Genomic DNA, 20645 nt, shown 5'->3' on the forward strand with positions numbered 1-20645 from the left:
CCCTAATCGTGATACTCGCCACGATCCCATCTTTCTAAGAATTCTGTAAAGAAATCAGGATCTTCTTGGCTGGCATGATGAGTTTCCAAGTGGGCTATTTTAGCAATTAGCTTCTTATTCTCTTCAGTTTCTTTGTATTCTGCCTTGATAAAAGCATCTATAATATCACACATAAGAAGTTCACCCGTGATTTTACCACCAAAGCCAATCACATTGGCATTCAATTCCTCCTTGGCATAAAGGGCTGTTGTCATATCTCGAACAAGGGCGGAGCGAATACCTGGTACCTTATTTACCGCATTGTTAATGCCAACTCCAGTCCCACAAATACAAACACCTAAGTCAGCTTGTCCATTAACCACAGCTTCGCCAACTTTTTTCCCAAAAATAGGGTAATGGGTACGAGTATGGTCGTAGGTGCCACAGTCAATAACGTCATAGCCTTTAGATTTCAAAAAATCAGAAACAGCCATTTTTTCGTTGGTGACAATATGGTCACATCCAATCGCAATTTTCATCTCTTTATCCTCCTTTAAGCCATTTTATTGAGCATGTCAACACGAATTTGATGACGACCACCATCGTAGTGGCCAGTCACAAAACCTTTGGCGATATTCTTCGCTAATTCTGGACCTACAATTTCTGCTCCCATGGTAATCATACGGGCATTGTTGTGACCGCGAGTCATGTAAGCAGAGCGTTCATCTGAAACTTCAGCAGCAACCATTCCTTTTAGTTTTGTGGCTACCATAAAGGGACCTGCTCCGTAAGCATCCACCATAATGCCTAAACGACTTTCTGCTTCATTAACGGCTTTAGCCACCGCTAATGTGTTATCAATAAAATCACTGTTAATATCAGTCACATCAATAATGTCATAGCTTTCTTCTTGAAGAAAACTTTTGATTAATTCTTTTAATGCATTTCCGTGTGCATCTGCACCTAAAATAATAGCCATCGTTTCTCCTTTTCTAATCCAAACTGCTTGCCAATCTACAAAAAGGTAACAGGATTACCTGTCCTTAGGTCAGGATTATTGCCAGCAGTCTTAGTTGTCTTCCATTATTTCTTTCAAGAAAAGCGCTTGCGGGTACCCACAGAGCGCCTTGCCTTACATGAGGAATACTCTTTTCTCTCTAGGGGGATAAAGCAGGAATACCTTAAGCGGTTATCTGCTATTCCCAATAGTTTTTTAGTTAGTCACCTAACCTGATTTTATTTCATTGTTTTCGCATACTCAGCGTTACGTGCCTTCATTTGGTTAGCATACCAAGCAAAGAGACCTAGGTAAATGGCCACAAAGATGATTAACGTAATGATTGAGGCAATCTGACCTGTTGTCGCTTGACCAATCACATAACCAAAGATTTTTTCCATTGGTCCTTCAAGAGTCGAATGCGTAATCAAGGAACCAGCACTTGCACCTGCTGGGAAAGCACCTACTTTTTTAGCCAATTCAGTTGCGAATGGGGCAATCATGGTTCCTGACAAGAGGAATAACGGCAATAAGAGGGAGCCAAAAATAATCATGCGAATCAAACGACCACGTGTGACCACAAGAAGAGCTGGTGTCATCCCCATAGCAATAATTCCCGCCAATGGTAAAATCCCATTGCCAACTTTTGAAAGAAGAACGGCTTCAATCAACATGATTGGGGCAAGAATATTGGCACAGGCCCAGATTTCAGCGCGACCAGCAATGAAAGGCCAGTCCAAACCGATATTGAAACGACGCCCATGCATTCTAGCATTGGCAAAATTGGTAATCCCTTGTGACAAAGGTTCAACAGCTGCGATAAACCAAGAGCCAATCAAAGAGAAAAGTTCCAAGCAGGCACCCGCTGTAAATCCTAGACCAAACCAATTTCTAACAGATTCAACGCTAAAATGAGGGTCTCCCATAATGCCAATCACAAAACCTAGAGCCATTCCGATAAAGAACTTAGAGCCCCAGAAGCCAATTTTTTTGTTCAATTTAGCAGCATCAAAGTCATATTTATCTAGCCCCGGAAAGACCTTATCAAAAATCTTATCTAAGACCATAATGATCGGATTCATCATGTAGTTCATATGAGTCGATGTCATCGGTGATTGAGGCCCTGTTCCAAGGAGGTCATCAAAGGTGGGTTTCATCAAATCAGAGTTAATGATTTTCAATACCCCAACAAGAATAACAGCCACAGTAGCAATCAAAAGAGACACAAAGACTGGCAAATGGTTGCGAGCCGCATACCACATAATCAATAGACCCGTAATGGATAAGTGCCAAATATCAAAAATATCGACGTCAAGGGTGTCAGTTTTTTTCATGACAATCATGACAATATTAACCACCAGCATCACCAGCAAGAAATAAAGGGTATAAGGGGAACCCCAGGTAATTGTTGCAAGCGGTGCCCAACCGACATCAATAATATTCAAACTGATTCCTGTATTTTTGACAAAGGCCTGTAAAGACTCTGAAAAAGCTCCTGTTAAAATTCCAATAATAGCTCCAATCCCTGTCAAAGCGATGGCTAACTTAATCCCACCTTCCAGTGCCTTTGTGAATTTAACCCCGAAAATCATGGCTAAACCTGTCATGACAATCAGCATGACCACACCTGATCCTAACTGAATAGGAAATCCCAGAATCTTGTTAATAATGTCCAAAAAAGGTTGCATCATCTTGTCTCCTTATGTTTTTATTGACTTATTGCAAATGGTTTTCTTTAATCACGCGCTCCAGCTCCGCAAAAACAGGCTCACTCATGATTGGGATACGATAGAGAATCGGTCCTGCTTCTACTGTGGGAATTGGCATCTCAAATCCCAAGTCAGTTTTTGCAATCGGCGTAAAAATATCGTAACGAGAAACTAATTCCTCAGTAATGTCCTTTACCATCACCGCATCACAGTGAACATCGTAACCACGGTCACTCATCTGAGTTTCAATCGCATCTTTAATTTGATGGCTTGAGTTAACACCTGCACCGCAGGCTGCTAGAATTTTAATCATGGTGAAACACTCCTTTTTCTATTAAATAGTTTGAAATAGCTTGTTTATCATCTTTTAGACTGGCTAGATGGCTAAGATTCCCCTTGGTAATAAAGAAGGTAATGAGATTGGATAAAATCGTCGTCTGACCCTCATTTTGACTATTGATAATAAAGAAAAAATCCGTTACGAAACAAGTCTCCTCTGGATTAATCATATGTTGAAAAGCAAGGGGATGACTGTTTTTCACGTAGATGACTTGGTTGACTAAGCAATGCTTAGTTTCTGTATGAGGGATAGCTGCATAGAGAATATCCGAGCCGTCTTTCAAATCAATCTTAAGCCCAGTTGGAAAGGAAGCCTCCCGTTCAACCAACGCCTGATAGTAATCTGCCGTTACATAACCTATTTTTGTTAGGTGGCTAGCCACACGGTCAAAAAGCTCTGTTTGGGTCCTTGCATCAGTAACTAAAATATTTGGAAACACACCATACCGCCTTCCTATGATTTGTTTTACTTTTGTTGTTACCCATCATCTTCAAACAACCGGTAACCGTTTACAAAATCTATTATAGTATATAAACAAACATAAATCAACATTATTTTTGAAATATATTATATTTTTGTTTATTTTTGTTTTATTTATTTTATTTTGTTGAAATCTAATCGTTTGTATGCTATGATAATCCTAATCAAATACATCGGAAAGGAGGTCTTTAAGTGTTAAAAAGAGAGAGGCTTCTAACAATTCTTGAACAGGTCAATGAAAGAGGTATTATCACTGTTAATGATATTATCGAGACCTTAAACGTCTCTGATATGACCGTGCGCAGAGATTTAGACGAATTGGAAAAAGCAGGAAAATTAATCCGTATCCATGGTGGCGCTCAAAGCATTACCATGCCTAACAAAAAAGAACGGTCAAATTCTGAAAAACAAACCGTTCAAACAAAAGAAAAACGTGAATTGGCTTCCTATGCTACTCAATTAGTTAACGATGGCGAAACTATCTTTATTGGACCAGGGACAACTCTAGAATTTTTTGCTGAACAACTGAAAAATCGGAAAATTCGTATTGTGACCAACAGCCTACCTGTTTTCACTATTCTCCAAGACAGTGAAACCGTTGATCTTATCCTTATTGGCGGGGAGTATCGCTCTATTACAGGTGCCTTTGTCGGCTCACTAGCAAGTCAAAATATTACCTCCTTAAAATTCGCCAAGGCATTTATTAGCTGTAATGGGATTTACAAAAACGACGTCGCTACTTACAGTGAAACCGAAGGAGAGATTCAAAAACTAGCCTTCAACAACTCTATCGAAAAATACCTCTTGGTAGACAATCAAAAATTCAATGCCTATGACTTTTTCGTTTTCTACCATCTCGATAACATTGATGCAGTTCTTACGGATTCTCAAATAACTGAGGAAGTCATTGAACGTTATAGTCAGTTCACCCAATTATTAGTAGCCCACGAAAACAAGGAGTAAACGTTTCATCAAGAATGGACAGCCTGTCAGCGCATCGTCCCTCGACACCTTCTGGCAAAAGTGATTTGCTTCCAGAGAGGTGTTTTTATTTTGCTCGGAACACACCTGCTAACGTCAGAGTCTTTATTAGCGACCATAAAAAAGAGGCCCAGTTTAAACTGGAACCTCTTTTGAGATGAAGTAAGGCTACCAAAATAACCTAAGATGATTGATGTAATTCAAATTTGGTATCCTTCAAAGCACGCTTGAGTAGGAACGTTAAAGGACGTCCTGTCACCTTAGCCTGTCCTTTTTCCAAATTTACCTGGACCGATTGTACACCGGGGACAGCTGATAATTTTTCAGTGACCGTTCTTGCGCAACCGTCACATGTCATTCCTGTAACCTGATAATGTTTTTCCATTTTGTATTCTCCTTTAAATGGTTTTTCCTTTTAAACGCAATGCATTCAAAACAACTGATACTGAACTAAAACTCATGGCAAAACCTGCTAACATCGGGTTCAATAATGGGCCTCCAAAAAGATGAAGTAAGCCCATGGCCACTGGAATCATGAGGACATTGTATATGAATGCCCAAAATAAATTTTCCTTGACAATCCTCATAGTCGCTCGACTCAATGACATGGCTTTCACCAAATCCAGCATATCAGGCCTCATCAGAATCACATCCGCCGATTCAATCGCAATATCTGTGCCCGACCCCATAGCTATCCCGATGTCTGCTACGGCCAATGCCGGAGCATCATTAATACCATCACCTACCATAGCAACTTTTTTCCCTTGAGATTGGAGGTTTGTTATCACGCTTGCTTTTTGATCAGGTAAGACTTGACTAATCACATCTGTAATCCCCACTTGAGAGGCAATAGCCTTAGCGGTAGCATCGTGGTCACCTGTTAGCATGATCGTGTGAATCCCCAGTTGCTGCAAAGCTTCGACGGTAGCTTGACTATCTTCTTTGACAGCGTCAGCAATACTGAAAAGAGCTCGTAGCTGCCCCTCTTTAGCATAATATACAAGGGTTTGGCCTTTTCCTGAAGCCTTAGCACAAACTGACTGAACACAAGATAAATCGATACCAAGAATTGCCATTAAAGCAGCATTTCCAATCGCCAAACGACGCCCTTCAAGCTGACCAGTGACTCCTAGGCCGGTTAAAGACTCAAACTCTTCCACTGGTAGACTATCGTAATCAGCTTCCTGAGCAGCACGAACAATAGCCTCCCCTAAGGGGTGTTGAGAATAGGCCTCCAAGGAAGCAGCTTCTTGCAAGATAAGTTGATCATCTCCCGAAAAAGTTAGGAGCTTTTGAAGACTTGGTTTCCCCTCCGTAATCGTCCCCGTTTTATCAAAAACAACCGTATCTACCTGATGGGCTTGTTCTAAGATGTCACCACCTTTAAAAAGAATACCATTTTCAGCTGCACGCCCTGTTCCAACCATAATCGCTGTCGGCGTTGCTAAACCAAGCGCACAAGGGCAAGCGATGACTAGAACAGCGATGGCTGTTGTCAAACTAAAACGAAGGCTTTCCTGCATGAATACCAACCAAAACACCCCTGTTAACAGAGCTAATACCAAAACTACCGGAACAAAGACACCTGAGACCCTATCAGCAATAGCTGCAATAGGTGCTTTATTTTCTTGAGCATTCTCAACTAGTTGGATAATTTGTGCTAACAAGGTATCGTTTCCAAGCTTATCCGGTTTAATCGTGAGGGCGCCTTGCCCATTCAAACTGCCCGCAAAGACATTATCTTTTTCTCCCTTTTCAACAGGCAAACTTTCCCCGGTTAAAAAGGATTCATCCAAACTGCTATGTCCTTCCACGATAATACCGTCAATAGAAACTTTTTCACCTGGTTGAACCAGGACAAGGTCATCATAGCCAACCTCTTCTAACGGCAACAATTGCCATTGGCTATTTCTCCATACCCTCACATCAGTCGCCTTCAAGGATAAGAGCTTTTGAATAGCTTGGGAAGTACGGCCTTTAGAACGACTTTCAAAATACTTTCCTAGCCCAATGAGTGTCAAAATCACTACCACCGATTCAAAATAAAGGGAGTGCACAAAGTGCGCCCGGCCCAGACTGATTTCAACCACTCCATAAAGACTATAAGCAAAAGCAAAGCTGGTTGCTAAAGCTACCAAGGAGTCCATATTAGGATGTCCCTTAAACAAAGCTTTAAACCCATTATGGTAATAATGACGATTTAATACTAAGACTGGAATCGTCAAGAGTAGCTGACTAAAGCTATAAACGAAAGGATAGCGATCTGGTTGCAGAAATGGAGGAAGCCATAAGCCCACCATGTGACCCATAGCTAGGTATAATATAGGAATGGTGAATAGGGCAGACCACAAGACCTGAGACCAATTAACCTTTAGGTCTTCGTCACGACGACCTGTTTGCATATGTTTTGCATGTTCATCAAAGACTTGTGCACCATAACCAGCATCTCTTACCGCTTGAATAACTTTGGCCGTTTCTAAATCGTCATCTTGATAAGTAACCGTGAGCTTCTCAGTCGCTAAATTCACAACGGCCTGTTCTACTTCAGGCAATTGATTGACCGTTTTTTCAATTGTTAGAGCACAAGAGGCACAACTCATTCCCTCCACTAAAAATATCTCTTTAGCCATTAATACGTCTCCTTTTTCTGACAGTGGCACTGCCCAGGCAGGCAATTACACGGAACCTCAAGAACTGCATTTTCTTTTTTGACTTCTAGTAGCTCTTGGAATAGCTCGATTTCCTCTAAGGTCATCGGTAAGTCATAAAGTCGTTCAAGAAGTAGACGCGCGTGTTGCCGCTGACAAATACCGTCTAAAACAGTCGCTAGTGCTTCTTTTTGTAGCAAAGTCTCATCCAGAAGAGCTTGATAAATATAGGCCCTACCTTCCCGGCAAGTTCCCAAAGCCTTTTTTTCCACCAAACGCCCAATCAAGGTTTTAATGGTAGAGTCTGACCATTGATATTTTTTCCTTAAAATAGTAATAATATCGCTACTTTTAATATCACCACTGGCCCACACCACACGCATGACTTCCCATTCGGCAGCTGATATCTGTTGCATAACGTCACCTTCATTCACAATTAATTTACATTTGTAAATCAATTATAACGAATTTAACTACATTTGTAAATAAATAACTTTTACTCGTGGTGCTAGTTAATCTCAAAGTATCTTAGATTATAAGCTAGTATCATTTGCTCAATACTTAACTGTAGTCCTGTTTAACCTCTAGTCAGAGTGTGTTCTATATCAAAAAGACTGCAAAGTTCTGAAAAGCGTGTCTCAATGGTTCGTCTCATGGCCATTAATTTCCAATGGTTATGTTGTTTAGACCCTTCCATGTTTTGTCGTAAAGGAGTCCAAAGATGATATCCTTTTTGAACCAAATGGTCTTTAAGGTCTCTACTAAGATAGCCTAAATCAGCTAAAATATAAGGTTGTCGGCAATTTTCTAGTAAGTCATCAACTGCTCTGATGTCATGAACAGAAGCCAATGTCACAACATAGTTCAGGATATAGCCAGATAAAGTAACCAGCATATGTACTTTAAACCCATAGAACCATAGGTGTTTGGAAGCATTGTAACCAATATCTGCTAATCCTTCAAAAATACGAGCTCTATGATTACGGATAGGTTGACAAAGCAGTAAGGGCAAACTGTCTATGATGACGATGGTCTCATGAGACATGTGATTATTCATGGCTTGTCTAATGATTTGAACTAACCAAATTAACTGTCTTGCTCGTCGATTGAAGCGACTTCTTTCTAGGAGACACCCGCAGGGAAATAAGTGACAGATACGATAGAAGTGCCGTTGTGACTTAATACCTAGCTCAGCTTGTAAAATAAGCAAAACCAATAGTGATTGATCTGAAACCTTAGATAAACTGATATTGTGACGATGTTTGAAAGATTCAGGACAATAATCCCTATACAGCTGATGGCATATTTTTGATAATTGCTTCAAATTCCATTGTAAGTGATGAGATCTAGCTGTATACTGTAAGTGGCTCATTGGGACTAACCTCCTGTTTGTTTAGGCACTTACAGTATAGTCCTTTTAGACTTTTTATTGTATTTTTGAGATTAACTAGCACCACGGGTTAATAGTATACGGGAGGATTGAGAAGCTCGGTAGATACCTTGTTATTGGACGCTTACGTCCAATGCCATTAAGTTAAGTTTTTAAAATACTAAAAAAGCTATTCCAAACCATACCTAAAATAGGCGGACTGGAATAGCTTTTTGTTCTTTGAGATCTTAGCTTAATGACACTGGGTATTATTCTGTTTCCTTATTCTTTTTTGAAATAAACAGAACGGATACACTACTTACCAATAAAACGCCTCCCAAAATTGCTGCTGAACTAACAATTTCGCCAGTTGATGGAAATTTTCCTCGCACCTGATGTTTTTGGGATTGGGAGGTTTTAGGTTGTGGATGTTCTAAAAAATATGTTGGTTGGAAAAGAATCTCACGTTTCGCTTCTTCTCCTACTTTATTTGCTGTAATTCTAGCATCTAATGTTTCTTTTTGTGAATCATAAGAAACATAAACAGTTACCTCATAAACGGTACTATCGTAGGTATATCGCTTATCGCTACCAGCTTTTTGATAAACTCGATAATGATATTCCCCAACATTACCAAATGTTATGTCATCAAAGAAACCTTTACTTGATCCTTTTAGTTCCAGTTGATTTGACTGCGGCATTGGAGCATTAACATCTTTCGCTTCTATAATGAATAAAAATGTCTCTTCCTCAGTTGGTTCCGTTGCTTTAATATCAACACGATTCTCAACACCAATCCTAGCGGTAGTAACTGCAGTTTCAGCCAATGCTGGCTTTACTAGAAATAGGCTAACCAATAAGCTACATATTGACAACACGAATATCAGTTTATTTTTCATATGCTATCCTATTCACTCCTTACTTTACCAATAACAATAATCCTTCCATCTGTTGATGTATCCTCACAAGTCGATAAGGCGATTAGTTGCGTTTTATCAGTTAAAACGATTTCTCTATATTGTAGTGCTTTTTGCTTAATTCTACTCACAATTTCTTTCTTTCTTTGAACTGTCATAACTCCCGAGGGATTAAACAATAACTCATCAAAAGCATCCGTTTCTAGACAAGCTACAATATCAATATTCAACTTCTTTTTAGCCTTTGTTTCTAAAATCATTTTTTTATGCTTCTTAAAAAATGATTTCTCTCGAAATTTAGGTAACTCTCCAAACATGACATCTCCTGCCATATGATGAGCATAAATTAGCGAATAAAAATCTTCAAAAGTTCCACTATTCCGATAGTCTAAAAAGACACTACCTGATAAACTATATTCTCCTTCAACGGACTTGTTGATATATTCTAAATTCGTCTTCCCTTGAACAACCGGGTAGTCAATGTTGGTTCCGTTGACATCTAGCCAAGCCACAACATCCGAATTGAGAGCCAGCAACTCATCAAAATTAGGTCTTTGGTTAGAATTTTTATACTGTCTAAAATGACCGTTATCCGCTGTTTGATAAGTTGCCAATGAATCCCACAATCCCAATCCTGCTACCAACAAAATACTCAATAGAAATAGTAAAACAACCCCATCAACAATTTTATTGAGGATATCAATGAGCTTACTCATTCCATCAATCCTTTATTAGAAGATTATGCTTTTTTACGTTTAACAAAGTAAAGACTACCACCGATAGCTACAATAGCCAAAGCTGCAAATGGTGCAATAGTGTTCACAACACCAGTTGGGATAATACCTTCTTTATTATTTGTTACTTCAATAACATCAGCTGTTTCATCTGATGTTTGAGCATCTCCCAAGTTGTATACTTTAGTGCTATCTCCATCTTTCAATTGAGCAGTAGTTTTGTAGCCGTCTACTACTGTTTCATTAACTTTGTAAGAAATACCGACTGGAAGTTTATCCAAAGTAAGTGTTTCAGTATCTTTCAATGTAAACTGAGCTGGTGTACCAATAGTAACTTCAACAGGAGTTTCTTTTTTGTCTTTATCATGTTTTATGAAGGTTACTTTTTGACCTGCAGTAAATTGGTCATTTGCAGTCAATTCCAAAGTAAAGCTGAACTCGCGATCACGTTCACCAGCGTTGCCAGCAACAACTTTCTTAACAGTCAATGAAGTTGTTTTCAATTTATTGTTAAACTGAATTGGTTCTTTAGCATCTTTAGCTTTATCATGAGAAACAACATATTTAGCTACAAACTTACCATTTTCACCATTGTACACATAAACATCTAAAACATACTCTTTTTTATCATAAGTCACACCTAGAGTTTTTCCTTCTGTTTCCTTAACGACATAGCGATAAATACCAGCTTTAGGAAATTCTACATTAGCGAAGTCAACAGTTGTTTTTTTATTTTTTGTTTCGGGTTTGTCACCATTTGTGTAGTCAACTTTGAATTCTTTGCCAGTCAATTCCACACCTGGTTGTACTTCTAAATTATCCTTTGTTCCTGTTGCAGTTTTATCTGATTCAACAGTAAAATTAAATGATGTGTTGGGCATCAATGTTTTTTCATCAGTTAAGTTTACACTTTTTGTGATTGTGACTGTTGATCCTTCTGGAACTGGTTCAGCTGCACGAACTGTATTAGCACCTGTAACTGCAGCAACCAACATAGCGCTTGTTAAGAATACTTTACATTTTTTCATGATTATTTTCTCCATCTAATTTATATTTTACTTAAATGCCCCTTACTCGTAAAAGGGTACTTACAATTCCCAGAATACTATCTTTGGAGATAGCTCCGAGGTAGCGACTATCTGTGCGTTCTTCACGATAATCAAAAAGAATAAAATAGCTATTTTTCGGAACAGTATAGGGATATGACGGTCCGCTAGAATGGGGAAGAATCTGATAAGGATTTGCCTCATCTTTTTGATGACCATTAACCAGTAGCTTACCATCATTGGTAATGTCTACTGTATCCCCTTCTTGCGCAATAATCCGCCCAATTCTAGTAGCCTCACTGTCTTTGTAAACGACAGCATCATCTCCTTTAAATTGCCTATCAAGACGATAATATAGGACACCATCACCTGGATTTAGACGAGGTTTCATATAATCGTTCTTTACGATAGTTATACCAAATATATAATGAAATAGAATAAAAACTACAAGAGCCACTACACCTACCTTTATTAGCAGCGTCTTCAATCCCTCAAGAAGAGTAGATGTCGGTTTAGCCTGTTTTTCCCGTTCTTTCTTTTTCATCTATACTTTTTTCCTAAACAAATAGCTCCATGCACCTAATCCTGACACAACAACTAGAAGCAAACTTAGGTAAGTCCACGTTGTTGTTCGAATACCTGTAGGGACTACTTCATCCTTCTTGTTTTCAAATGCCACATTGACATCACCCTTTACTGCCACTGCTGACGTTTTAGCGCCTTCTACAACTTGTCCACCAACCAAGACAGTATAACCGTCAGCATTGGTTTCAGCGATGTCATAAGAATAACCATCCGGTAAATCTTTCAGTGTCAAAGCCTCTCCGTCTTTCAAACTGAAGGTACCAACACCGTCAGCTAATTGGATAGGTTCTTTAGTTGTTTGGATGTCCCCTGTAAGTGGTTGTCCTTGTGCATTTTTCAGTGTTATTGAGAATTCAAAGGATTTACCTTTATCTCCTGCAAGACCTGAAACCGTTTTAGAAACCGTCAGTTGATGCGTGCTAGGCTGAACAGAGCCCTCCTTATCTTCCATACGAATTACATCAACTAAACCATCTTCATGGTAAGATGTTCCAATTAATGATTGATACCCGTTATCGTTAGGTACCAAAAAGTCTAAGTCAGATATTTTTGACTCTCCATCATCTTCGGCAAACTTAACAATCTCTCTAGCTGCATCAAATACTTTTTCTTGGAACAATTCAAATCCGTGGTACTCCTTACTAGAATCAATAGGAGCGCTATCTGTAAAATAATAGATTGCTAGCTGAGTAGCAGCTCTAAACTCTAAAGCAGTTAGATCTTTATAGCGGTTCTGCCCCTTGTACCCCATTTCAATAACTTTTTTGATATTTCTTACCAAAGTAGCATTATCTTTTGGTCGTGGAGTTTTGGCATATTTTATCAGCTCATTCGCCTCTAACCTAGTATATTTTACTTGCTTGCCATCACGGTCCTGTTCTATATAATCTCCGTGATCATAACTCTCAGGCGGCTCATGTAAATCAGCATTAAAACAATAAACCACTTCTGGTCCATTTGCGCTTTTGGCATAGTAGAATTTACCATAGGATTTTATTGACCCATCACGAGAGACGAATGTACTATCCTCATCTCGATCGGTATAAGCCTCAGCGGAATACGATGACACTGTCTCTTTATCTCTATTCTCTACAAATTGCTCATCTTTTTTAATAAACACTGTACCATTTTCTACTTTAAAGGTAATAGGATCAGCAACTGCATATCCTGGCGGAGGAGAAACCTCCCTCAGGGTATAAGTACCATTGGGTAATTCTAACTTTTCACCAATACCATCACTCTGAAACTCTTTTTTGAAGCCACCATCAGTACTTTCTACTGATAAAGTTGCTCCTTCTAATAGTTTTGAGTAATCTCCTTCTTTATACTTCCTGATGATGACTGTTGTTTTTGAAGCATCTTCAGCTAGTACAGTATTAGAATGAAGCATTTCTCCAACAAAATTTAGTAATATACCCAATATAAATATCAATTTTATATAAGCTATAACTGATTTTTGTATCATATTTTCTCCTTATGGAATTCAAGTCAAAATCGAAAACTCTTAAAATAACATTTCGTCAAGTTCTATCATATCAATATGCCTAACATAAAATGCCACTTGAAAATCCTTATACTACTGAGTTGCACCATAACTCCGCAGAAACAGCCCAACTAAGTAGCACTGCGTTCAACACACAAAATAGTACTAGAAGGATTTTCCAAAAACCTTTCTTTTTCAAAACCGTCCTCCTCATTTTAATTAATCACTTAAATTTTCGAACAATTATTTCATTCGTATCCCTCCATTTTCCAAAACATTTAATCGTATATTATTTTACAAAAATTTAACAATTAATAAAATGTTCTATTCTTTTATTTTTTGCTATTTTAAAATTTATTTGTTTTTTTTTTTTTCTTTTACGATATTTCTTTACTTTTTCTTTTTTATTTATTAACATTATATTATACCTATATCATTTTTTTGGGGATAAAAATGTCAAAATTAATCAAAAGTCTTCATACTTGTTTAAAAACAACAATTGCTGTTTTCAACGATAAACAAAAACTCATAAATCACTATCAATATGACAATTCAAACACAATTGTTTATCAATACCTTCGTATGTTAGAAGAGTTAGATGAAGTAGATCGGCACTTTTGTTTTTTACAGGGACAATTCGAAGAAATGTTTCTCTTATATAAAGACAAAAAAAGCAAATTAACATTAATTATTGGCCCTTGGCGTACTAATCCTATTAATGTTGATAACCTTAATAACTTGACATCAAGTTACAAACATCAACTCATTGAGTTTTTGGAAAAACTACCTATTTTTTTTCTGAATGATATAGAAGAGTTACTAACACTTGTACATTTCTGTTTTTCAAAAGAAGAATCTAACTTACTAGAATTTCCACTTCAACATTATGTACAATCACTTTTAGACAATGAATGTTATCAAGTATCATCGTACCTACTGGAAGAAAATTATGCTACTTATGACTATATATATCAACAAGAAAATACTGTATTACAGTGTGTTCGTTCAGGGGATACAGAACAGCTTTTACATTTAAAATCTGATTTGAGTAATTTTCTATCTGTTCCACAAACAGGAAATTCACTTCGCTCTGAAAAAAATTTTTCCATCATTTTATGCGAAAAGCTATCTTCTGTCAGTATTGAAGTTGGGATGAATTTTGCAAAAGCATATCATATTAGGAATATGTTCGTTAAAAAAATAGAAAAATCGCAAACACTACCTCAGGTTGCAAAAAATCGAGCCGCAGCCTTTGTCTATTTTACGCATGAAATTGGAAAGCTAAATTCAAAAACATCTCTTTTTCAGTCCCCTTTTATTAACGCTGTTATTCACTATTTGTATAATAATCTCCATCAAAAACTCTCAACTAAAGAAATTGCCAGTCATTTCAATATTAGCGAGAGTAAGTTAAGGAAAGACTTCAAAGCTGTTACTAAAGTAACTGTTAAAGATTATTTTTTCAATCTAAAAATTAAAAAAGCTATGGAAATGCTAAAATCTGGAGTCAAAGTTGAAGACACTGCATTGGCTTTAGGTTTTAAAAATGTTTCACACTTTTCTAGGGTTTTTAAATCTACAACCAAACTTTCTCCAAAACAATTTCAAATTCAATCATGATGATTCAACCTTCTCTTATTTGGTAAACACCTTATAAAATGAACTACACCTTAAAAATTGGCTTTAACTGCCAACTTTTAAGGTGTAGTCTTTTTATTATCTAATTACCCATTGTGCTAGTTAATCAGGCATAGGCAAGAGAATATTTTAAACCCACTCCAAATTCACAGTGACTGTCCTCAAATAAAAGAGAATAGATAAGTAATATGGCCTCTGTTTTAAATTTAAGCGCCTATAAATTTCTGTATCGTAACCCTTCGATTCCAAACTGCTCTAAACTTGAAAATACGGTCTCTATAGGTTTTCTTAAACGGCTTATGTTATGATTTTCAAACGATGAATAATTGGCCATATTTTTTCTTAATTGAGAAATCAGATGAATCACATAATGTTCTAGAACTTCTTTTGTTGTCTGATCCACATAGCCTTTATCACCATCATAAACAGCTGCTAGTGTTACAACATAATCAATGGGAAATCCAGTATCACTGACAAGAACAGAAAATTTCAATCCATAATAATGCAGTTTCTTAGTCGCGTTGTAGCCAATGTTTGCGACATCTGATAAGAGAGTTGCTCGTAAATTACGAATAAGTTGACATAAAGCACAAGGAAAACTATCAATTAAGCCGAAAGAACAGTTTTGACAAATGTCAGAAACCATAAAGTAGTGCATGCGCTGAATACTTTGAGCAAGATTTTGGCAGATACGACAAAAACGTGAGCGTTCTGGAAAATTATCTGGGAAAAAATTATGACGAATGGCACGATAAATAGCACTTGCGGTCCGACAACCTTCTTGAAGAGCCCAGAGATAGCTGGCAATAAGAATCACATCGGATTGCTTTTGTAAGTGGATATTTCGCCGATTTCTGATGTCATTAGGGACAAAGTGCCGATATAAAGTGATAACTTTGGTCAAAATTTTTGAAAAAATAACTTGTGTTTGAGTGTGATTTTCGAGATAATAGTTTTGACTTTGCATATCATTTCCTCATTTCGTGGTTGTTTTGAGTTTATGATATGCAAAGTTTTTTTTATTTTTTCAGAATTAACTAGCACCACGGGTAACTTTTCTCATTTTTCTATCCTTATATTGACAAATGAATCGTTTTTATTATAATATTATTGCAACAAAAATAACATTTACATTAAGGAGATGCCCTTGAAACATCCTATTCGAAAAACACTTGTCACCTTAGGTCTATTACTGACCTTATGCCTGCCGACTCCAGTTGCAGCTAGTTCTCGTTCTTGGAAGAGCTGGTTTATCGAGCAATATTTCTGGCTAAAACGAGACAAAAGCTACTATGCTGAACAAGATGATACCAGTTTTCAAACCTATCTCGATGCTTGCCAAGAACAATCAAATAAGCCTTATGTGCTCGACCCTACTACCGTAAATGGTACCCTTGTCCAAGAAAACTTATTTGACATGCAAGTGTACTCTTGGAATAGTAACGGAAAAACTGATCAAAAAACCATCTTTTATTTAGCAGGTGGATCTTACCTCAATAATCCAACATCTTATCACATCAGTATGCTCAAGACGCTCTCAACTAGTCTTGACGCTAAAATTGTTTTACCCATTTATCCTAAAGCCCCACGTTATACCTATAACTATACTATGCCAAAATTGGTCAATCTTTACCAACACTATTACCATAAAAATCAGAATATTTTCCTTATGGGAGATTCAGCAGGTGGAGGTTTAGCCTTAGGTCTAGCTCATGCCCTACACAATGAATCAGTCCCTCAACCAAAGCAGCTCGTTCTTTTATCACCTTGGTTAGATGTTACTATGTCACACCCAGAGATTCCAAAATACGAAGATGCTGATCCTATTCTATCTTCTTGGGGATTAAAACGAGTGGGAGAATTGTGGGCCTACTCTGCTGATAATACCAACCATATTTATGTCAGTCCTAAAAATGGTCCAATCACTTATCTACCACCAATTACTTTATTTACTGGGACACGAGAAATCTTTTATCCTGATATTCGCGATTATGCCGCAAAACTGAAAGCTGCTAACCACAATATTACCTTCATTACCCAAGAAGGCATGAACCACGTTTACCCAATTTATCCTATCGAAGAGGCAAAAACAGCTCAATACCAAATCATTGATGCCATCAACAAAACCCCTTAATAAGAGGAATAATTCCTACCTGCCACCAGTTAATCTGGTGGTTTTTTGTAGTTTGCACCACAAAATAACAATTAAAAAGAGCCCTATCATAATGATAAGGCTCTTTGCGTCATAACATCCGCACCGCAATACTTAGGATTTGTTGTCAAGATCTCGTAAGAGTTGATCAATTTTATTACCATAGGCGATGGAATTGTCTTTTTCAAACACCAAATCTGGAATTTTGTACATGGTCAATTGTTTGCCAAGTTCACGTTTAATCGTTCCAGTCGCTTTTTCAAGCCCTGTTTGTGCTTTTTGATTATCAGATGCCAAGTCACTCATAATGGTGTAATAAACTTTAGCAAGTGACAAGTCACCCTGCATTTGCACTTCTGTAATGGTTACTCCCTGAACACGTGGATCACGCACTTTTTTCTGAAGAATATCATTTACTTCGCGCTTAATTTCCATCCCAACACGGTCAATACGATGATTAGCCATAATCATTTCCTTTCCACATTTTTAAAACAAAAGCTAGGCTGAAAGCCCAGCTTATGACATTGCTACCTGTTTTGATAACGACAATTAAAGGGAATCTGAGAATTCCATGACAAGACTGGGAGGAATGCCCCAAGTAGCTCATCTGGTAGAAAAAGTCATTATTTCCGACAGAGGAAAAACGTTACATCTCAGACCTTCTTAGCCCCTATTTTCTCACAATTTCTTCCATAATATAGGCTTCAATAGTATCGTCAACTTTAAGATCGTTAAAGTTTTCAATCATCAACCCACCTTCTTGAGCATTACCGACTTCTTTAACGTCATCTTTGTAATGTTTCAAGCTGGCCAGTTTACCATCAAAAATAACGACACTATCACGGATAACACGAACACTCGAATCACGTGTCACCTTACCGTTGATTACCATAAAGCCACCAATTGTTCCCACTTTAGAAACTTTGAAGGTTTCACGAATAATGGCTTCACCAAGAATTTTTTCTTGGTAAACAGGGTCAAGTTTCCCTTTCATGGCTTCTTCTACTTCTTCAATGACTTTATAGATAATACTATGAAGACGAATTTCCACATCATCCGTATCCGCTTGTTGACGAGCTTGTGGGGTAGGGCGAACGTTGAAACCAATAATAACAGCATTTGACGCCTCAGCAAGGGTCACATCGGATTCGTTGATAGCACCTACAGCAGAGTGAACGACATTGACACGGACACCTTCCACATCAATCTTCACAAGAGATGCTGCAAGAGCCTCAACAGAACCTTGAACGTCTGCTTTGATGATGACATTAACAGTCTTAATCTCGCCTGCTTTAAGGGTATCAAAGAGGTTATCCAGACTAACACGTTGCGTGTTTTGACGCTGTTTGAGGAGGGCACGTTTTGAACGCTCTTCACCAGCTGCACGCGCAGCTTTTTCATCAGCGTAAACAGCAAAGTGATCACCAGCCATCGGTGTTTCATTCAAACCAGTAATGGAAACTGGTGTTGATGGCTCCGCAGATTTAACACGACGACCAAGGTCATTTACCATGGCACGGACACGACCAAAGGTATTACCAACAACGATTGGGTCTTGAACATGAAGAGTTCCTTGTTGAACAAGAAGCGTAGCGATAGCACCTTTACCTTTATCCAAACGTGCTTCGATAACAGTACCAATTGCACGAACGGTTGGATCAGCTTTAAGTTCTTCCACTTCAGCTACTAAAAGGACAGTCTCTAACAACTCATCGATGTTTTTATTGAATTTAGCGGAAATTTCCACAAATTCACTGTCACCGCCCCAAGCAGTGGAGATAATGCCATATTCTGCCAATTCTGCAATGACACGTTCTGGATTAGCACCTGGTTTATCAATCTTGTTGATAGCAACAATGATTGGAACACCAGCAGCTTTTGAGTGATTGATTGCTTCAATCGTTTGTGGCATAACACCATCATCAGCAGCAACAATCAAAATCGTGATATCGGTAACTGAAGCACCACGTGCACGCATACTTGTAAAGGCCGCGTGTCCAGGAGTATCCAAGAAAGTGATTTTCTTACCAGCTTCTTCAATCTGGTAAGCACCAATATGCTGAGTAATTCCTCCAGCTTCTCCTGTTGCCACACGTGAGTTACGCAAAGTATCAAGCAAAGTTGTCTTACCGTGGTCTACGTGTCCCATGATAGTTACAACAGGTGCGCGTTCTACAATATTTTCAGGATTGAGGTAATTTTCATCCTCAAAGAATCGCTCGATATCAGCATCATCTACTTCTACCTTAGCCTTAGCCTCAATACCATAATCTACCATCAATAATTCGATAGTATCCCCATCTAAAGACTGGTTTTGAGTTGCCATAACACCCATCATGAATAATTTTTTAACAATTTCAGCGGGTTCACGTTTGATACGTTTTGCGATTTCGGCAACAGTCATGCCTTCCGTGTATTCAAATTCTTTTGGCAATTCATGGAATTTACGCTCGGTTACTGGTTTTGGAGCAGTATTGGTATTCTTAGTATTTTTGCCTTTTTTGGTCTTCTTGTTTTTGTTCCAGTTACTATTCTTTTGATTTCTCACTTGGTTTTGACTATTCCAACTCTTCTTATTTTTCTTTTGTCCCTCTTCTGAATGGTGATCCATGTCACGATTCTTTTCAGGACGGGTTTGTTTTTTACGACGGTTATCTGATGGCTTTGTGACAGCTGCTACTGGAGCAGCCATTGCAACCACAGGTTCAGCAGTTTTCGCTGACGTCTCGCGACGATTATTTTCTTCAGCCTGTGCTTGAAGAGCTGCTTCCTTAGCTTCTTGTCTGGCAACTTGAGCTAAGCGTTTAGCTTCTTCTTGTTCGCGGAAGCGGGATTCGCTCTGGCGAGAATATTCTGCATTCTGCTCAGCCTTTAAGGCAGCTGCACGGGCTTTAAAATCAATTCTAGGTCCACTTGGTTGAGCCTGTTCTTGACGTCTGTTATCAGCAAAGCGATCATTTTGACGATTCCCATTTGTAAAGGAACGGTTACGGTCACGATTGCCAGTTTGCTGACGGTTATCGTTGCGATTGCTTCCATTTGATGGTCTCTGATCAAATCGTCTATCTTTTGATTGACCTTGCGAGCGATGACCTCTACGGTCTTGATCACTATTACCTCGATTAGCCTGACGGGAATCACCACGGCGGTCTTCGGAACGATTTGTGCCTCCTGCTTGCCGACGCGCAGCTTGTTCTTTCGCCCGCGCTTCTCTCTCCGCTTTAAAATTACGGCTTTTTGGTTTAGTAACCGCAGGTTTTTCGGCTACCTCAGTCACTGCCTGCTTTTGTGCTGCTACTGATTGGGCAATGGCTTTAGGCTTATCTGATCGAGAAGGCTCAGACGCGTTAATCGTTGCAGGTTTGACAGGCTTTGTAATGGATTGAGATGTCTTTGCGATAGGTTTAGAGGCTTTTGAAAAACTTGAGACAATCTTTTTAGCATCCGCTTCTTCGACACTTGAGGCATGACTTTTCACGTCCAACCCTAAAGATTTGGCCTGTTCTACCACTTCTTTACTACTTTTACCAATTTCCTTGGCAATTTCATGTAATCTTTTCTTTGACAATTTGTGTCCTCCTATTCGT

19 protein-coding genes and 1 pseudogene are annotated in these 20645 nt (G+C 38.4%); 3 read left to right on the forward strand and 17 right to left on the reverse strand.

The features are described from left to right. Window positions 1-2 precede the first annotated feature (2 nt). The 5 genes from lacB to FQT67_RS08345 all read right to left on the reverse strand — a co-directional run bounded on the left by lacB (window position 3) and on the right by FQT67_RS08345 (window position 3464). The gene (gene lacB, locus FQT67_RS08320) at window positions 3-518 is read right to left on the reverse strand and encodes a galactose-6-phosphate isomerase subunit LacB (protein WP_003052284.1); all 516 of its coding nucleotides are present in this window, start codon (window positions 516-518) and stop codon (window positions 3-5) included. Between the two features lie 14 nt (window positions 519-532). Continuing rightward, window positions 533-958 carry a galactose-6-phosphate isomerase subunit LacA gene (lacA, locus tag FQT67_RS08325; protein ID WP_015058003.1) on the reverse strand — a complete coding sequence of 142 codons (426 nt, stop codon included), beginning with the start codon at window positions 956-958 and terminating at the stop codon, window positions 533-535. Window positions 959-1215: 257 nt separating this feature from the next. Then, a complete protein-coding gene (locus FQT67_RS08335) occupies window positions 1216-2667 on the reverse strand; it encodes a PTS galactitol transporter subunit IIC (RefSeq protein ID WP_012767470.1) in 1452 nt (483 codons plus the stop codon). A gap of 25 nt (window positions 2668-2692) precedes the next feature. Next, complete coding sequence (locus FQT67_RS08340; RefSeq protein ID WP_003052292.1) at window positions 2693-2998, reverse strand: PTS sugar transporter subunit IIB; 306 nt, start codon at window positions 2996-2998, stop codon at window positions 2693-2695. Next, window positions 2991-3464, reverse strand: coding sequence for a PTS sugar transporter subunit IIA (locus FQT67_RS08345; RefSeq protein ID WP_003062658.1), 474 nt, complete (start codon window positions 3462-3464; stop codon window positions 2991-2993). Before FQT67_RS08345 ends, FQT67_RS08340 begins: the two co-directional genes overlap by 8 nt. A 233-nt stretch (window positions 3465-3697) precedes the next feature. Here FQT67_RS08345 and FQT67_RS08350 point away from each other — a divergent pair, with 233 nt between their 5' ends. After that, window positions 3698-4468, forward strand: a complete 771-nt coding sequence (locus FQT67_RS08350) for a DeoR/GlpR family DNA-binding transcription regulator (protein WP_046176793.1) — start codon at window positions 3698-3700, stop codon at window positions 4466-4468. Window positions 4469-4667: 199 nt separating this feature from the next. On the opposite strand, the gene FQT67_RS08360 is transcribed toward FQT67_RS08350, so the two are convergent. The 9 genes and pseudogenes from FQT67_RS08360 to FQT67_RS08400 all read right to left on the reverse strand — a co-directional run bounded on the left by FQT67_RS08360 (window position 4668) and on the right by FQT67_RS08400 (window position 13175). After that, entirely contained in the window at window positions 4668-4871 is a 204-nt protein-coding gene (locus FQT67_RS08360; protein WP_003057059.1) for a heavy metal-associated domain-containing protein, read from the reverse strand. Between the two features lie 13 nt (window positions 4872-4884). Next, window positions 4885-7116 (reverse strand): heavy metal translocating P-type ATPase, encoded by a 2232-nt coding sequence (locus FQT67_RS08365; RefSeq protein ID WP_046176794.1) that lies wholly within the window; start codon window positions 7114-7116, stop codon window positions 4885-4887. After that, a complete protein-coding gene (locus tag FQT67_RS08370) occupies window positions 7116-7550 on the reverse strand; it encodes a CopY/TcrY family copper transport repressor (RefSeq protein WP_022555074.1) in 435 nt (144 codons plus the stop codon). The genes FQT67_RS08365 and FQT67_RS08370 overlap by 1 nt, the downstream gene beginning before the upstream one ends. Window positions 7551-7642: 92 nt before the next feature. After that, window positions 7643-8506 (reverse strand): annotated as a pseudogene (locus FQT67_RS08375) (IS982 family transposase). Window positions 8507-8772: 266 nt separating this feature from the next. Next, window positions 8773-9402 (reverse strand): FctA domain-containing protein, encoded by a 630-nt coding sequence (locus tag FQT67_RS08380; protein ID WP_003060486.1) that lies wholly within the window; start codon window positions 9400-9402, stop codon window positions 8773-8775. Between the two features lie 8 nt (window positions 9403-9410). Beyond that, complete coding sequence (srtB, locus tag FQT67_RS08385; RefSeq protein WP_046176795.1) at window positions 9411-10136, reverse strand: class B sortase; 726 nt, start codon at window positions 10134-10136, stop codon at window positions 9411-9413. A gap of 23 nt (window positions 10137-10159) precedes the next feature. Next, window positions 10160-11182: a QVPTGV class sortase B protein-sorting domain-containing protein gene (locus FQT67_RS08390; RefSeq protein ID WP_111679036.1), complete on the reverse strand. Its 1023-nt coding sequence runs from the start codon at window positions 11180-11182 to the stop codon at window positions 10160-10162. 31 nt (window positions 11183-11213) lie between these two features. After that, window positions 11214-11744, reverse strand: a complete 531-nt coding sequence (lepB, locus tag FQT67_RS08395) for a signal peptidase I (protein ID WP_003060262.1) — start codon at window positions 11742-11744, stop codon at window positions 11214-11216. Next, a complete protein-coding gene (locus tag FQT67_RS08400; protein WP_227986141.1) occupies window positions 11745-13175 on the reverse strand; it encodes a Cys-Gln thioester bond-forming surface protein in 1431 nt (476 codons plus the stop codon). Window positions 13176-13721: 546 nt separating this feature from the next. Here FQT67_RS08400 and FQT67_RS08405 point away from each other — a divergent pair. Beyond that, window positions 13722-14888, forward strand: coding sequence for a YSIRK-targeted surface antigen transcriptional regulator (locus FQT67_RS08405; protein ID WP_046176797.1), 1167 nt, complete (start codon window positions 13722-13724; stop codon window positions 14886-14888). A 232-nt stretch (window positions 14889-15120) separates the two neighbouring features. On the opposite strand, the gene FQT67_RS08410 is transcribed toward FQT67_RS08405, so the two are convergent. Beyond that, the gene (locus FQT67_RS08410) at window positions 15121-15873 is read right to left on the reverse strand and encodes a transposase (protein ID WP_080937714.1); all 753 of its coding nucleotides are present in this window, start codon (window positions 15871-15873) and stop codon (window positions 15121-15123) included. A gap of 180 nt (window positions 15874-16053) precedes the next feature. Between FQT67_RS08410 and FQT67_RS08415 the strand changes: the two genes are divergently transcribed. Next, a complete protein-coding gene (locus tag FQT67_RS08415) occupies window positions 16054-17040 on the forward strand; it encodes an alpha/beta hydrolase (protein WP_046176798.1) in 987 nt (328 codons plus the stop codon). A 132-nt stretch (window positions 17041-17172) separates the two neighbouring features. Here FQT67_RS08415 and rbfA read toward each other — a convergent pair whose 3' ends face one another. After that, window positions 17173-17523 carry a 30S ribosome-binding factor RbfA gene (gene rbfA / locus FQT67_RS08420; RefSeq protein WP_002994317.1) on the reverse strand — a complete coding sequence of 117 codons (351 nt, stop codon included), beginning with the start codon at window positions 17521-17523 and terminating at the stop codon, window positions 17173-17175. Between the two features lie 205 nt (window positions 17524-17728). Next, a complete protein-coding gene (gene infB / locus FQT67_RS08425) occupies window positions 17729-20626 on the reverse strand; it encodes a translation initiation factor IF-2 (RefSeq protein ID WP_012767488.1) in 2898 nt (965 codons plus the stop codon). Window positions 20627-20645 lie beyond the last annotated feature (19 nt).

Source organism: Streptococcus sp. NCTC 11567, assembly GCF_902141215.1.
GTDB classification, from domain to species: Bacteria; Bacillota; Bacilli; order Lactobacillales; family Streptococcaceae; genus Streptococcus; species Streptococcus dysgalactiae.